13 protein-coding genes and 1 other annotated feature are annotated in these 15,218 nt (G+C 43.6%); all 13 genes read right to left on the bottom strand.

All coding sequences use genetic code 11. From position 1 onward, the window contains the following. Window positions 1-16: 16 nt before the first annotated feature. Complete coding sequence (gene rpmI / locus QZN42_RS00545; RefSeq protein WP_008858952.1) at window positions 17-214, bottom strand: 50S ribosomal protein L35; 198 nt, start codon at window positions 212-214, stop codon at window positions 17-19. A 16-nt stretch (window positions 215-230) separates the two neighbouring features. After that, the gene (infC, locus tag QZN42_RS00540; RefSeq protein WP_296953608.1) at window positions 231-812 is read right to left on the bottom strand and encodes a translation initiation factor IF-3; all 582 of its coding nucleotides are present in this window, start codon (window positions 810-812) and stop codon (window positions 231-233) included. Further along, window positions 766-873 (bottom strand) — a sequence feature (ribosomal protein L20 leader region). Its footprint overlaps the gene before it by 47 nt. 30 nt (window positions 874-903) lie before the next feature. Then, window positions 904-1,338, bottom strand: a complete 435-nt coding sequence (locus QZN42_RS00535; protein ID WP_296953607.1) for a HutP family protein — start codon at window positions 1,336-1,338, stop codon at window positions 904-906. Window position 1,339: 1 nt separating this feature from the next. After that, window positions 1,340-3,247, bottom strand: a complete 1,908-nt coding sequence (gene thrS, locus QZN42_RS00530) for a threonine--tRNA ligase (protein WP_296953606.1) — start codon at window positions 3,245-3,247, stop codon at window positions 1,340-1,342. Window positions 3,248-3,696: 449 nt separating this feature from the next. Continuing rightward, window positions 3,697-4,218 (bottom strand): hypothetical protein, encoded by a 522-nt coding sequence (locus tag QZN42_RS00525; RefSeq protein WP_296953604.1) that lies wholly within the window; start codon window positions 4,216-4,218, stop codon window positions 3,697-3,699. A 115-nt stretch (window positions 4,219-4,333) separates the two neighbouring features. After that, a complete protein-coding gene (locus QZN42_RS00520; protein WP_296953602.1) occupies window positions 4,334-5,026 on the bottom strand; it encodes an amino acid ABC transporter permease in 693 nt (230 codons plus the stop codon). A 15-nt stretch (window positions 5,027-5,041) separates the two neighbouring features. After that, complete coding sequence (locus QZN42_RS00515) at window positions 5,042-5,773, bottom strand: amino acid ABC transporter ATP-binding protein (RefSeq protein ID WP_363915956.1); 732 nt, start codon at window positions 5,771-5,773, stop codon at window positions 5,042-5,044. Between the two features lie 164 nt (window positions 5,774-5,937). Further along, on the bottom strand, window positions 5,938-7,587 hold the full coding sequence (locus tag QZN42_RS00510; RefSeq protein WP_296953600.1) for a phospho-sugar mutase: 1,650 nt from the start codon (window positions 7,585-7,587) through the stop codon (window positions 5,938-5,940). A 113-nt stretch (window positions 7,588-7,700) separates the two neighbouring features. Beyond that, window positions 7,701-9,446 (bottom strand): ABC transporter ATP-binding protein, encoded by a 1,746-nt coding sequence (locus QZN42_RS00505; RefSeq protein ID WP_296953598.1) that lies wholly within the window; start codon window positions 9,444-9,446, stop codon window positions 7,701-7,703. Between the two features lie 21 nt (window positions 9,447-9,467). Further along, the gene (locus QZN42_RS00500; RefSeq protein WP_296953596.1) at window positions 9,468-10,883 is read right to left on the bottom strand and encodes a PQQ-binding-like beta-propeller repeat protein; all 1,416 of its coding nucleotides are present in this window, start codon (window positions 10,881-10,883) and stop codon (window positions 9,468-9,470) included. Further along, a complete protein-coding gene (locus tag QZN42_RS00495) occupies window positions 10,880-11,752 on the bottom strand; it encodes an energy-coupling factor transporter transmembrane protein EcfT (RefSeq protein WP_296953594.1) in 873 nt (290 codons plus the stop codon). Before QZN42_RS00495 ends, QZN42_RS00500 begins: the two co-directional genes overlap by 4 nt. Next, window positions 11,715-13,370 (bottom strand): ABC transporter ATP-binding protein, encoded by a 1,656-nt coding sequence (locus tag QZN42_RS00490; protein ID WP_296953592.1) that lies wholly within the window; start codon window positions 13,368-13,370, stop codon window positions 11,715-11,717. Before QZN42_RS00490 ends, QZN42_RS00495 begins: the two co-directional genes overlap by 38 nt. Continuing rightward, window positions 13,367-14,995, bottom strand: coding sequence for a hypothetical protein (locus QZN42_RS00485; protein WP_296953590.1), 1,629 nt, complete (start codon window positions 14,993-14,995; stop codon window positions 13,367-13,369). The genes QZN42_RS00490 and QZN42_RS00485 overlap by 4 nt, the downstream gene beginning before the upstream one ends. Between the last annotated feature and the right edge of the window lie 223 nt (window positions 14,996-15,218).

The raw sequence follows: 15,218 nt of genomic DNA, 5'->3' as shown, positions 1-15,218 counted from the left end.
TTAAAAATCCTCCTTATTAGCCGTTTGGCAGCAGTCTTGCTACGCGTTTGTAATCAGATTTGGAAACCAGTGCTGCTTTTCTGAAGTTTCTCTTTCTCTTTGGGGACTTCTTTTCAAGAATATGGCTCTTGAAGGCTTTATTTCTTTTGAACTGACCAGAACCTGTTTCGGTAAAACGCTTTGCCGCAGCGCGACGGGTTTTCATTTTCGGCATGACAATCTCTCCTTTTTTATGCTTTTGGCGCAATGACCATGGTCATATTGCGTCCTTCTAATTTCGGTGGTTTTTCGCGAACAATGGAGTCACCGAGCTCTTTTGCAAAACGATCGAGAACTTCCTGTCCCAGTTCAGGGTGGGTCATTTCTCTGCCCCGGAACATGATGGTCACTTTCACTTTGTTGCCATCACCCAGAAAACGCTGGGCATTTTTCAGCTTGACAAAGAAGTCGTGGTCTTCAATATTCGGACGAAGCTTGACTTCCTTAATCTGAAATACCTTCTGTTTCTTCTTGGCTTCCTTATCACGTTTCTGCTGTTCGTATCTGTACTTGCCATAATTCATGATACGGCATACCGGCGGACGACCATTGGGTGCCACCTCGACGAGATCAAGTCCTTTTTCTTCCGCAATTCGAATCGCTTCGTGAAGAGTCATGATCCCCAGTTGTTCATTTGTATCGCTGACGACACGCACTTCTCTGGCACGAATCTGTTCATTGATACTGAGTTCCTTACCTATTCTTTTCACCTCCGAAAAAGAAACTATTGCAAGTAAAAAGCGGACAGCATACGCCGTCCGCTCCAAGTCCATACGTAAACCTTAGTAGCTTTCGCCTTGTAAGGTGAGAAGCGGATGACTTCTGCTTGCAATGAATCACAAGAAATATATTACATCAATGATATTAATTTGTCAAGTCATTTCTTAATACTCTATGAGCCATCCCAAGAGTTACTTCATTGAAATGAAGAACTCCTACTCCAACGAATATAGCTACGCAGAGATGTTCATTCCAACGGGCGATACCGATCTTGCCTCCCACATTCATTCCAATGGCCATGAGCTTAATCTGTTCAATTGCGGATTCCATAGCGCCCAGCACTGAGCCATCTCCTACATGGGTATCAGAAATAACATGCTGTCTCTGGGCAGCCACGATGGCTGATTCAAAGATTTTGGGCAGAATATCGGTAAACTTTCCCCCAAAGTTTACAGCCACAGCACGGATTCCCTGCGCTGCAAGCTGACTGCGCAGCTCATTTTCATCCGCCCTGGTTTCTGACAGTGCCATACGAACAGCAGCCCTGGCTACATCGGCACTCTGAAATTCCCTCTGCATATTAATATTCCCTGCTCTTGATTTCACGAATAAGGTTAGCCACAAACATCGGCAGCGGCATGGAACCCATATCACCATCTTTGCGGCTTCTGATAGCTACGGTCCGACTCTTGACTTCCTTATCACCAACAATAATCATATAAGGAACCTTTTCCATCTGAGCCTTGCGGATCTTATAACCCAGGGTTTCATTTGCATCTTCCACTTCAACGCGGATATTGGATTCAGACATAGCCGACGCAACTGCTTTTGCATAATCCAGATGTTTTTCGGTAACTGGAATAACTTTGACCTGTACCGGGGAAATCCATACCGGGAATGCACCGCCAAAGTGTTCAATCAGGATGCCGATAAACCTTTCCAGAGAACCATAGCCTGCCCGGTGAAGCATAACAGCACGATGTTTTTCACCATCCTCGCCGATATAGTTGACATCAAACCGTTCCGGCAGCTGCATATCCATCTGGATGGTGCCACACTGCCATGTACGACCAAGGGAATCCTGAACATGGAAGTCCAGTTTCGGGCCATAGAATGCGCCATCACCTTCATTAATCTGGTAAGGTACGCCGGTTTTTTCAATAGCTTCACGGAGAGCGTTGGTGGAAATTTCCCATAATTCATCGCTGCCCATGGAATTTTCAGGACGTGTGGAGAGTTCTACATGATAATCAAGGCCGAATACGCCGTACATTTTCTGGTACATGGACATACATTTGATGACTTCATCCTTCATCTGATCCTGAGTCATAAAAATGTGGGCATCATCCTGGGTGAAGCAGCGTACACGGAAAAGTCCATGAAGGGCACCCTTCAGTTCATGGCGATGAACGAGACCAAATTCGCCGACCCTCATCGGAAGATCACGATAGGAACGATGCTGTGTCTTGAAATAAAGGATTCCGCCGGGGCAGTTCATCGGCTTAATAGCATAATCTTCATCATCGATCTTGGTAAAATACATATTTTCTTTGTAATGATCCCAGTGACCGGACTGTACCCAGAGTTTCTTGGAAAGGATGACCGGTGTCATGATTTCCACATAACCGAATTCCTTGAACAGTTCTCTTTCATAATCCATGAGCTGGTTTCTAAGAATCATTCCCTTTGGATGGAAGAACGGGAATCCCGGACCTTCTTCATGGAAGGAGAAGAGATCCAGCTGTTTGCCAAGTTTTCTGTGATCCCTCTTTTCAGCTTCGCTTCTGACAAAGAGGAAATGTTCGAGATCTTCTTTCTTGAAGAAAGCGGTAGCATAGATACGCTGGAGCATCTGGTTGTTTGAATCACCACGCCAATAAGCGCCTGCTACAGACATCAGTTTGAAAACTTTAACTTTTCCAGTCGATCTCATATGAGGACCGGCGCAGAGATCGGTAAAGTCGCCCTGTTCGTAAAGGGAAATCTGTGCGTCTTCCGGAAGATCGTTAATAAGCATGACTTTATAGTCCTGGCCCTTTTCCTGGAAGAATTTTAAAGCTTCTGCACGGCTGACTACTTTCTTAGTCAGAGGAATATTGGCTTTAGCAATTTTAGCCATTTCCTGCTCGATAGCAGCAAAATCATCCTGGCTGAAAACATGGTCAGATTCCAGGTCATAATAGAATCCATCATCAATAGCCGGACCGATAGCAAATTTTGTTCTGGGGAACAAGTGCTGGATAGCCTGAGCCATAACATGGGAAGCAGTGTGTCTTAATGTAAAAAGTCCCTGCTTATCTTCTTTGGTAAAGAATTCAACGAAGCTGCCATCGCTAATTGGATCACGCAAATCTGTAAGCTTGCCGTTTACCTCAGCTACCAGAGCATCTCTGCCAAGGCTGTTGGAAATTTCCTTAGCAGCCTCAAAAAGGGGTACAGCTTTCTCAAACTGCTTTTCCTTACCATCTTTCAATTTGATTGTAATCATAAGAATCTTCCTTTCTAAATACTGTTTTCTCCAACTGCTGGGACCAGTCTAAGGAGAAATCAATCGAATAAAAAAACTTCCGTCCCACTAAGGGACGAAAGTTCAATTCCGCGGTTCCACCCAAATTAAAGCATACGCTTTACTCATCAGCTGCTAACGTAAGCTGCCCGGAAAGATTTCTATCTTCCTGCTCTGAAGTGGTAACATTACCAATGAACTTCCTGCTCGCACCAAACGCAGGCTCTCTGATAAGACAACCGGAAATGTCATGTCTTCCTCATTGCATTTACAGAATAACTATATCGCCATTAAATCATTTTGTCAAGTAATCCTCAAGGAAATCGCAAAAACTTCGAGATAACCATTATTGGGTTTTATCTGCATACTAAACACTTAAAATGAAAACCGGTCTCTAAAATTATGATTCAGTTTCTCCAACACGTAATTCATCAGTTCCTGATGGATTTCCTAAGGAGCTGCAATGCATCAAAAAGCTCAGGAAATGGTAAATCCCTGTCAGACTCCGGAACCCAGCGGAAGAAACGGTCACCCATTCGGAGCTCACAGCGAGTCAGTCTTTTTATAGGACCATATTTCTCCCTTTCATAGGGATCCGTATTCATTTCCAGTGATTTCGTATTTGTGACAAAATGCTTCTGTTTCAAAGTGTAGACAAAAGCGGCATCGACAATAAATTTCTTGACCGCATCTTCGTTCAATTTTCCTTCAGTCTTCACGGGAACGCCCCTGCGCCAGTCCGTTCTTTCCCAGGTTCTTTCCGCCAGTTTGAAAACATAATCAAACTGACCTCCCCCTTCTACCTTGTAACTATCGGTAATGGAAAAGCGGACAGATAAATTCCGAATAATTTTTTCTGCCTCTTCCAGCGTCAATGTTTTGTCTTCGCGGTTATGGAAACAGTTTTCTACTCCTGCTTCACCGGCCAGCCTGTCAAAATTATATTCAGACATATTTACTCCTTTTGTCATCTGGAATCTCATTTCCTTCCATTATACTACAAGGCTTTAATACCGGTGACACCCAGATAAATAAAAACAGGCTGAACCCGATTCAGCCTGTTTTTATTTATCTGACGCTTTTCACTTTCATATGTCTTTCAAGTACGCGGAGACACATGGATACGAAGAAAGTCATAATGAAGTAATAAAGTGCTACGATAACGAGCGGAGGAAATGGTTGGAAACTGATACCCTGAATAGTGGTGGCCGTATACATCAGGTCGGCCATACCGATGACAGAAACCTGAGAGGATTCCTTGATCAGAGTAACGAATTCATTACCAATTACCGGTAAAATATTTCTGATTGCCTGGGGAATAATGATACGAACCATGGATTCCCATTTTGAAAACCCCAGGGACATGGCCCCCTCCAGCTGTCCCTTAGGAATCGATTGGATACCGGAACGTACAATTTCGCATTCATAAGCACCGGAATTGATAATCAGAGCAAGAACACCGGCAGAAAGCCTTTCAAAATCGACACCCATGATTTGAAAACTGGGAAAATGGATTCCCAGAAATGGAAGACCGAAGAATACCAGTGAAATCTGGACAAGCACCGGAGTCCCTCTAATGACTTCCACATAAACTGCAGCAATTGCCTGAAGTATTTTAATACCTGATATTTTCATAAATGCCAGGACAATTCCTAAAAGAAGACCGAAGAAGCAGGAAAGTACAGAAATAATAATCGTAATCTTAACTCCTGCCATAAATATAGCATTATATTTGACCGCAGTATCTATAACCATGTCCATAAAAGAATCATCTCCCTAAATATCAGCATGAAGCAGTCTTTTCAGAAACAACTGCGTCCTTTCTTCTTTTGGATGAGTAAATATATCACCAGGATTTCCTTCTTCCACAATATAGCCTTTATCCATAAAAACTACATGGTTGGATACACTGTGAGCAAACTGCATTTCATGAGTAACGACGGCCATCGTCATGCCTGCAAGAGCGACTTCCTTCATAACAGTCAATACATCTCCTACCAGTTCGGGATCAAGGGCCGAAGTCGGCTCATCAAAAAGAAGCATTTTCGGTTTCATGGCCAGTGCACGGGCTATAGCCACACGCTGCTGCTGTCCCCCCGAAAGCTCCCCCGGATAATAATCAGCCCTGTCTGCCAGCCCTACACGATTAAGCAATTCCATTGCTTCTTCCCTGGCCTGCGGACGAGAAAGTTTTTTTATGTGGATTGGAGCATACATAACGTTTTCAAGAGCCGTAAACATAGGGAAAAGATTGAAGGACTGAAAAACCATGCCTACATCCCTTCGGAGCATTTTGACATCCGTCTTTTCATTGACTTTCTTTCCTTCAAACCAGAGCTCTCCACCTGTTGGCTTTTCAAGCAGATTCAGGCAGCGAAGCAATGTACTTTTCCCGGAACCTGAAGGACCAATAATGGTGCATACTTCACCATTTTCTATCTGCATGCTTATATCCTTCAGGACTTCTACCTTTCCGAAAGATTTCTGTAAATGTTTAATTTCGTAAATAATCTTTTTTTCATCTGCCAATTCATCTCACACCCTTCTATTTATTCAAAATATTAGCATAAATATACAGTTTAGTCAATGAATTACCGTATAACCTGCATAAATCCATCAGAAAAAACCGCACAATTATATGCGGTTTTTCCACACGACTATTAACATGACTATTAAAGTGAAAATTCTTTTTCCCAAACTGTTTTATAAGTATGGAAAAGTTTCACCGCTTCCTCTTCATTATTTCCCTTTAGAGAGTAATAAAATTTGATTTTGGGCTCTGTACCACTGGGCCGGACCGCCATCCATCCACCGGAATGCAGCTTGTATTTCATTACATTTTCTTTAGGAAGATTATCAATCCCTTTTTCAAAATCCAGAGTTTCTGCTATATCAGGAATCAACTTTTCTGCATTAAGCTTTCTCAGAGATTTCATAATAGACTGAATTTTCTCTTGTCCAGTTTTTCCTTTCAGAGTATAAGAAACACTCCTGTCATAGTAATAACCAAACTGTTTGTAGAGTTCTCCAAGCACATCAACCAGTGTTTTGCCCTGTTTCTTGAAATAAGCAGCCATTTCACAAATCAGCATTGCGGATACAACTGCATCTTTATCCTGGGCATGGGTACCTACGAGGTAACCGTAACTTTCTTCATATCCCATAACAAAATCATGATTTATATCATCTGCCCACTGACTGATTTTTTCTCCGATATATTTAAATCCGGTCAGAGTTTCTACCACCTGAACGTTGAAACTTCTGGCAATGTCTGCACCAAGCTCCCCTGTAACTACAGTTTTCACCAGAGTGGAAGTGGGTGTAAGTTGGTCTTTTCTGGTAGAAAGTATAAAATAAACAAGCAGGGCACCCATCTGATTTCCAGTAATCAGGACATATTTATCTCCGCTCCTGACGGCAGCCCCTATACGATCACTATCAGGATCAGTTCCTATAACGATATCGGCATTAACCTTCCCGGCCAGTTTTATACCCATGGCCAGTGCATCTTCATTTTCCGGATTTGGAGCCGCAACCGTCGGAAATGTCCCATCCGGTTTTTCTTGTTCCGGGACAATGTGAACATCAACAAATCCAGCCTTCGCAAGAATATAGCGGACCGGCTTGTTCCCACTTCCGTGAAGAGGAGTATAAACGATAGAAAGATCCGACGGATTTCCTTTATAGTAAGATTCCTTAAAAATTGTATCAATAAAGCACTGTACTGTCAGATGCCCAAGAAGGGTTAGCAGTTTTTCATTGCCCCGGTCATCAATTGATGATAAATCTGTAATTCGTTCTACATACCTGGTCAGTATATCGGCCTTATCCGGGACCAATTGGCCGCCATCCGCCCCATAAACTTTATAACCGTTATATTCGGCAGGATTATGGCTGGCTGTTATAACGATACCTCCAAGAGCATGAAAATGCCTGATGGAAAAGGAAAGTACCGGAATTGGTTCAAGTTCATTAAAAAGTTTCACCGGAATACCGGAAGCAGTCAATACATCAGCAGCTTCCCTGGCAAATTCATCAGAATGTAATCGAGAATCATAGGCAATAACTACGCCTCTATCCAGATCAGACGGATAAAGAGCTTTCAAATAATCAGAAAACCCTTTGGAGGCTTTTGCTACAGTGTATCGGTTCATACGGTTACTACCAGCCCCCATAATGCCCCGAAGCCCGGCAGTGCCAAACTCCAGGTCCTTATAGAAACGATCTTCAATTTCTTTCTCATCGGAAAGCGAAGAAAGTTCTTTCTTTGTATGATTATCAGCCCAGGTCATCCAGTCATGATATTTTTCCAGATAATTCATGTTGCACCTCTCATTAATTAAGAAATATATAGTTATTATATCATTTTTATGTTAGTGTTTGGGCTGATAAATAAAAACAGGATTCGATAGAGAATCCTGTTTTATAGTTTCCTTCAATTTTCCGCTTCGCCGGCATTGGAATTCTTTTTCTTTTTCTGAGCTTCATAAAGCTCGAAATATTTCCCTTTCTTAAGCATCAACTGATCGTGGTTACCGGCTTCGATCAGATGACCATGATCCAATACGTAAATGCAATCTGCATTTCTAACCGTAGACAACCTGTGCGCTATGATAATGGTAGTTCTGTCTTTGGCCAATTTGTCCAAAGTGTTTTGTACGACTTTCTCCGTTTGTGTATCCAGAGCGGAAGTCGCTTCATCAAAAATAACAACCGGTGGATTCTTAAGGAACACACGAGCTATGGCAATTCTCTGTTTCTGCCCTCCGGAAAGTTTGACACCTCTTTCTCCTACCTTTGTCTGATAACCATGCGGCAGAGCACCGATAAAATCATCCGCTGCTGCCAGTTTTGCAGCACGCCGGATTTCCTCTTCCGATGCTCCTTCCCTGCCATAAGCTATATTTTCAGCAATAGTATCGCCAAAAAGGAATACATCCTGCTGCACAATTCCTATTTTCCGACGAAGATCCTGCTGATTAAACTGTGTCAAATCATGACTGTCCAGCGTAATGGACCCTTCACTGGGTTCATAGAAACGAAGCAGGAGACTTACCAGTGTGCTCTTCCCCGCCCCGGTCTCACCGACAAAGGCTACCGTTTTACCGGCAGGAATATCAAAATCAAGATGGTGGAGAATAAGATTTCCCGGATCATAACCGAAAGACAGGTCATGGAAACCGATGTCCCCTTTCACAGTATCAAGCAAAAGAGGTTTCACCGGATCTTTAATGGAAGGTTCCGTATGCATGATTTCTTCAAAACGATGGAAGCCGGCCATCCCGCGCTGATATACTTCTGCCAGAATAGTGAGGCGGAATACAGGCCGCATAAAGATGTTCACATAAAGGAGGAATGCCACGAAGTCGGAAAGCATAAGTTCCTCATTCGTAATCATCCAGCCACCCGCCAGAATAACAACTACGTTGATGAAATTCGTAAAGAAATTAATGCTTCCGGAAAAATAACCTACCAGTTTGTAAGAATGGAATTTCGTATTCCTTAAATCCCTGCTCTTCTCCTCAAAACGGGCCAATTCAAAATCTTCTTCCGCAAAGGCTTTTACAAGACGGATACCGGACAGACTTTCCTCAGCCCTTGCGGCCACTTCACCGGCCACAGCCCTGTTCTTTCGAAAAGCACCTTTCATTTTTTTATTAATGGAAACTGTATGGAATGCTTTTGCAACAAGTAGAGCGCCAATCAACAGAGCCAGTTGCCAGTTCATTAAAATCATCACAACCAGCGTACCAGCCATAATGACCCCGCACAGGAGCACATCATTAGGACCTCTGAATGACAATTCACTTATTTCCGTAATATCACTGGTAATACGAGATAAAAGCTGTCCTGTCTTTTCATTATCAAAATAATGGAATGACAAACTTTCAATGTGCCGGAAAAGATCACGCCGCATGTCATGTTCAATAGACGCGCTCATGACATGTCCGTAATACTGAACATAATACTGGACAAGGAAATTGATAATATAAAGCACCAGAAGAGCGGCAGAACCCATCAGAAGCCTGTGCATATCTTTCACCGGCAGCACTTCGTTAATCAAATTTCTGACTACAATAGGAAAAATCAGATCCAGACCGGCCATTACAAAAGTACCGATAATGACACCAATCAATATGGTCATGTATGGTTTGTAATACCGCATAAAACGTTTAATCATCAAAAGCACTTCCCATTCAAATCATAGTTTACTGCTTTCAAATCTATCCCATAAATGAAGACGATATGCCCCAAGAAGGCTCCCTTCCGGCGTTACAGCCGGAACTTCGATCCCAGCCACCCATCGTCCGTCATCCGATATGGCAATACTCTGAAGCGGCCCTTGAGTATGATAAAAATTAAGTTCTGATCCGTCCTTAAGATTAATAATTTCTGCCCCATGCGCCTTGTAATTATGGTTTCGTACATTTCTGCCTATAGCCAGTGCCGCTATACCCGAAGCCGGAGCTATCTCCTCGATTTCCGCTTTCGCGGTATATTTAAATTTATAATTTCCATCCCTATCAAAGAGGAAAAGACTGTTACTGGAAGGATGAATGACTGGAGCAGGCGTCTGCCAGTTATCCCGGCTAAAGGTGTTGATAGTCCCAAAGAGGATTCCTTCATTTGAAAACAAAGCATCTCTTCCAGCTGCAAAAAACCAGGTCCCATTCACTTCTTTTGCTTTCGCCATAGTTCTTGTCCAAAGCAGATGCCCATCAGCATCGAACAGCATACCTCTGCCATCGCTGACAATGGTGACAAGGTATTTACCATCAGGAGAATAAGATGGTCCATTCCTCATAGTAACCGATAAAAAACGTTCAGCTTTAGGTATTCCCTCCTCATGGATCAGGCTGCCATCCTTATAATCTAAAACATATATATTTTTATTATACTCCAAATTCTCAATTTTAGATTTATCATAATTAGCTGTTCCAAATGCATATCGCCCTGCATGGTCGGATATATCTCCCCAGTTTACCCAGGCATCCATATTCTTGTTTTCAGGAAATTTCCAACGAATCTTTCCTTTTTTATCAAATGAAAGAATACGACTGATATAAGACCGCTGGCCATTTGGATTTACGGTAAATCGATAAGCCGCTGCATATATATTCCCATTCCGATCAATTGATATGTGAATAACCTGCGGATCTGCCCGAATATCAGGCTCACCGCCGATTACATCATAACTTCTATATTTCCAGAGTACATCACCTGATTTTACACTGATAGCATAAAGATAGCCATCCGGACTCTTCTCACCGGCATATACGGTTTTTTGATCAGGGCTCATAACAATAGAACGTATGAGACCACTGCCAACGGAGTGGTTCCAAAGTTCACTGCCATCTTTAGAAATATGGCGCAACTCCCCATTTGCCGTACCCACAAGCCAGCTTCCATCCGTTTTAACATAGAGAATCTGACCACCGTCAAATCCCATACGATCATAATTCCGTCCTGCCATATCGCCCAGACTGACAACAATTCCGGAATCTTTATCCTGCGTTGTGAATATCATCCAGGGTGTCTTACTGCCGGTAAGCCAGAACAGAATCCCCCAGGTCGCCCCCATCATGATGAATATAATCCAAGTCTTCAAAGTTTTCATAGATATAGCTTCGCCAAGTCATAAATGAATCGAAATGCCCCTATATAAATGCCCTTTTGGGATAAACCGTACAATAGCTTGCCAGTACCTGCAAAAAATGTAAATAAAAGCAGAATAAGACAGGCATATTTTTCCTTCCATCGCCAAAGTTCCCCTTTCTGCTCTTTAGCCAGAAATAGTCCCCTGCTTGTTACAGAAAGAGAAAGTGTCTGCGATCTTCTCAGGCACCTTGCCAGCAGTGGTTTAAGCATATAGGGTACATGACGCAAAATCTGGTGCCTTCCCTGTAAAGAACCGCTCCGAAGCTGCAGAGTCGTCATGACTTCCCCCGCTTCTGCTGCTAAAATTGGGAAAAAACGGATAGCCGTGACAAGCATAAAAGATGCCTGTGGCGACAAATGCCATTCACGGAGAGCTTTCAAAAGGTTTCTGGGATCACTTGTCCAGCAGACCAGGAGCCCCAGGGAAATCATGGAAACAGTACGCATTCCCTGAATAGCTCCGTAAATGATTCCCTCTTTATAAATGTAGAGTCCTTTGGTCAATGCACCTAGAAGCGGAAAATCCGGAGATATCAGCATAAAGAGAGGTGTCCTGGGATTTTGGGCAAAGAACAGAGCCTGACTGGAAATCGAACCCCATAGGCCCATTAACAGGAAGATACAAAGAACCTTCCAGCGATGAACCGGCGTCCTTCCAAGAAAGTGAAATATCAGGGTCAGTGTAAACAGGATAAACAAAGTTCTCGCATTATCCACAACAACCATCAGGATGGCATAGAGGAAAAGAACCGACAATTTTGTCCTGCCATCCAGCGTGGAAATAAAAGAATCACCGTTGCCGCCCTCCCAGGTCTGTCTGAAGGACATGATTCATCACCTCCTCAATGGTAATACAGGGTTCTATACCAATTTTTTCAGATACTTCAATCATCGGAGGAAGCGCAAGGCCGCTTTTCTCCATCAATTCCCGGTTTGAGAAAATGTCATGCGGGCGCCCTTGTGCAATGAAATTTCCTTCCTTCATGACAAATACTTCATCCGCCAGTTCTGAAGCCAGTTCGATATCGTGGGTACAGATAAATATGGTCCTTCCGACCGATGAGGCATATAAAAGCATCTCCTTTATTTCGTGGAGACTTTTCTGATCCTGTCCCGTGGTCGGTTCGTCCAGAAGAAGCAGTTCATTATCTTTTCTAGCCAGCATTGCGCCTAATACCACACGGAGTCGCTGCCCCTTGGAAAGTGCAAGAGGAAAATCTTTTCTGTACTGACTGACATGAAGCCGTTCCAGAAGGCCTTCAAGTTCATCTTCAGAAAGATTCCTGTTATTCCATGTCAGCTCTTCTTCTACCGTATCCGCCAGAAGCATCAGATCTGCCTCCTGCCTCATAAGCCCCACGTGACTTCTCTCCTGCTCTGCCGGTCTTCCGCGGAAAAGAATCTGCCCGGATGTTGGATGTTCAAGTCCTGCCAGAACATCAAGAAGTGTTGATTTACCGGCACCATTAAATCCCATGAGCACATTGATTGTTCCCTGATGAATTGTCAGGTCAAGACCGTGCAGGGTTTCCCTGTCACTTCCGGGATAAGTATAATGGATATTTCTTCCCTCTAAAATAACAGGAGCAGAGGGCCTCAAAATATTTTCTTGCACATGGGCAATCAGAGGCAATCGGGCCACTTTAATCATTGCATTCAGTTTTACAGGATCAGAGGTTGCAGGCTTTAGACCAAGTTTTCTACAGAGCTTGACTGTCTGTGGTTCCCGAAGGCCATAAGATTCTGTATCTTCAATCCTGTTCCAGGCTTCTTCAACAGGCCCATCATAGATGAAGCGCCCTTCATGCATGACACAAAGCCTTGGAAACCAGCGGGCCAGTTCATTTACCCTGTGTTCCACCATCAGGATAGTCATATGATCTTTCCGGTTCAGTTCAAGAAGGAGTCTGATAAAATCCTGAACCCCCTTGGGATTCATCTGGCTGACCGGTTCATCCAGAATAAGCAGCTTCGGATGAGTCACAAGAATAGACGCCAGAGCAAGGCGCTGCCTTTGGCCGCCTGATAGAGCATGGATGCTTTTTTTCTCCATTCCCCCAAGGCCAACTTTTTCCAATGCATATCCGACTTCAGATTTTATTTTTTCCTTGCTTTCTCCCCTGTTTTCAAGAGCAAATCCAACTTCATCCTCAATGGTCATGGCAAAAAGCTGATCATCCGGTGTCTGGTAGACAGTCCCCGCCGTCAGTCCGATATCTTCAGCGCTGAGACTTCCCACATCCTGACCGTTAAGATAAATGCGTCCTTCAGTCTCTACCCCGTCAAGGAGGCCGGTAACAGCTTTAATCAGGGTGGATTTACCGCACCCTGAAAGACCGGCAATCAGTACCATCTCTCCTTCAGCTGCAGAAAAGCTGATATGAGACAGCGTGGGATCCTTTCTGGTTTCGTAGCGGCAGGAAAAATCCTGAATATCAACTATCATGATCCCATCACCTGCTTCAAGCGGTTTCCCATTTTAAATCCCAGTAAGCTTCCAATCGTACTATAAACAAGACCGTTGATGATCATGTATAAAGCAACGAACCAGTCCGCATAGTACATACGGTAAAAAAGCATAAGCTGCTGCATATTGATAAAAGTAATGCCGGCATCACACAGGCCAATCATCAAAGAAATAAACAGCCCAAACCTAAAGGAAATTTCCGACTTTCTATAAAATCCGGCAATTTGCAGAACTCCCTCTATGACAACAACAGATATGGCACATAGAAGAATACCTACCGGCGTTACCCGACCAAAAAGGATTGCAGAAAGGAGCCAGCGAATGATGTAGAACAATCCTGCCACCCCCGGTTTGCGAAACAGTACCAGAAGGGAAATCAAAAGCAGGTATTGAAGAATCCCGCTCAGAAGCCCCGTCACAAGACCGGAAAAAGGCCCTAGAATCACGTGCAGGAAGTCACCTATTAAAGTAACTGGCACAACCACACTTCCAAAAGCCATGGCTGCAAAAAGAGCAACTGCTATATCGCCGCGGGCTCCAATGCGGATAATGACCATTCTAATTTTTTTGAAGGAAAGAATGACAATCAGAAGGCACAGTAAAGCAAATCCCAGCGAAATAATTCCTACATTCCTGCTTTTTATGACGGTCAGCGGTATTTCCGTAACCTTATCCATATCACCGTCACTCAATGTGATTTTCAGCCCATAATCTCCTTCATTAATCGAAAAAGGATCTGCATAAAGGGGAATCACCACCGTCTGCATTTTATTCCCGTTCAGATAAAACTGGGATTCCGTAGCATTGCTTTCGGTATCCGCAAATGACTGGTTTTCTTCGCCGGAAGCAGAAATAAGACCTGTGCGTGCCTGACCGGTCCCCCGGTCCACAAGTTCGGCACAGAAATGAACACTGACCTGGTCTTTTTGTGGATTCCTCATGTCAAGAAGAATATATGATACCGGTTTGGAAATCAGGGCAGTCCAGTCGGCAGCGGAACCGCCTGTCAGCCTGGTTTTCATATTTTCCAGTGTTACATCCGGAACTACAATAGTCCCGTCAGTCTTACGGGAGTCAACATTACCCGATTCATCCACCGGAAGTGCTGTTCCCTGAATGTACCAGGATTCCCTGGCGGCCGGGGCAGATGACATCCCTTTCACCGGATTGCCGATATCAAACCGGGTTTCTGCAGCTGCCTCGAAATCCGTTCCCTCCAGATGGGCTGCAATCGTACCGGCAGAAATGTCAGAGGATGATTCTACAGGAACCGCTTCAAAATCCTGACCATAATTCGCCGGCAAAAGTCTGTCCAGAATAATCCGACGACCTTTATTTTCCAAAGCCCAGCCGTTTCCACTTCGTGCAGAAAGACCTTCAGGCAGATCAATAATAGTATGCGCAGGAATTTTCACAGGATTATTAAAATTTTCTATGGAAATATAAAGAAGCTGGGTACTTCCGGGATAAACTTCTGCTTTTTCGTCAGGAGTCAGGCTGTAAGGGTACTGAAGATCGAGTCGTATAGATTCCTCCGCCGCTCCCGTTACTGGACAGAAATATAAAATTATGGCTGCCAGAAGCAGAATTATTTTTTTAGTCATAAGTACCTCAGTACAGAATAAGCATCAGTTTCGGGATTTCCAATAAGATAGCCGCAAGGTAAACCGGATTAAAAGACAGCAAACTCCCGGTACAAAAATGCACCGGGGTTGCTGTATCAAAATAGACAGATTTCAGGAATGCCTGTGATGTATAAATAATATTATACCATTCCATGCAAAATGCCTGTCAGTAAAAATAAAGTTAAAGACCGCTGCCATCCGT

This window comes from uncultured Dialister sp., from assembly GCA_900314595.1.
Taxonomy (GTDB): domain Bacteria; phylum Bacillota; class Negativicutes; order Veillonellales; family Dialisteraceae; genus Dialister.
This window is presented reverse-complemented; position numbering and strand designations above follow the sequence as displayed.

Bases quoted from the DNA above. Each gene is read 5' to 3' on its own strand.
- infC (WP_296953608.1), bottom strand. From the start codon at position 812: ATGGACTTGGAGCGGACGGCGTATGCTGTCCGCTTTTTACTTGCAATA.
- QZN42_RS00510 (WP_296953600.1), bottom strand. From the start codon at position 7,587: ATGAATTATCTGGAAAAATATCATGACTGGATGACCTGGGCTGATAAT.
- QZN42_RS00505 (WP_296953598.1), bottom strand. From the start codon at position 9,446: ATGATTAAACGTTTTATGCGGTATTACAAACCATACATGACCATATTG.
- QZN42_RS00485 (WP_296953590.1), bottom strand. From the start codon at position 14,995: ATGACTAAAAAAATAATTCTGCTTCTGGCAGCCATAATTTTATATTTC.
- QZN42_RS00535 (WP_296953607.1), bottom strand. From the start codon at position 1,338: ATGCAGAGGGAATTTCAGAGTGCCGATGTAGCCAGGGCTGCTGTTCGT.
- QZN42_RS00490 (WP_296953592.1), bottom strand. From the start codon at position 13,370: ATGATAGTTGATATTCAGGATTTTTCCTGCCGCTACGAAACCAGAAAG.
- QZN42_RS00495 (WP_296953594.1), bottom strand. From the start codon at position 11,752: ATGTCCTTCAGACAGACCTGGGAGGGCGGCAACGGTGATTCTTTTATT.
- thrS (WP_296953606.1), bottom strand. From the start codon at position 3,247: ATGATTACAATCAAATTGAAAGATGGTAAGGAAAAGCAGTTTGAGAAA.
- QZN42_RS00500 (WP_296953596.1), bottom strand. From the start codon at position 10,883: ATGAAAACTTTGAAGACTTGGATTATATTCATCATGATGGGGGCGACC.
- QZN42_RS00525 (WP_296953604.1), bottom strand. From the start codon at position 4,218: ATGTCTGAATATAATTTTGACAGGCTGGCCGGTGAAGCAGGAGTAGAA.
- QZN42_RS00520 (WP_296953602.1), bottom strand. From the start codon at position 5,026: ATGGACATGGTTATAGATACTGCGGTCAAATATAATGCTATATTTATG.
- rpmI (WP_008858952.1), bottom strand. From the start codon at position 214: ATGCCGAAAATGAAAACCCGTCGCGCTGCGGCAAAGCGTTTTACCGAA.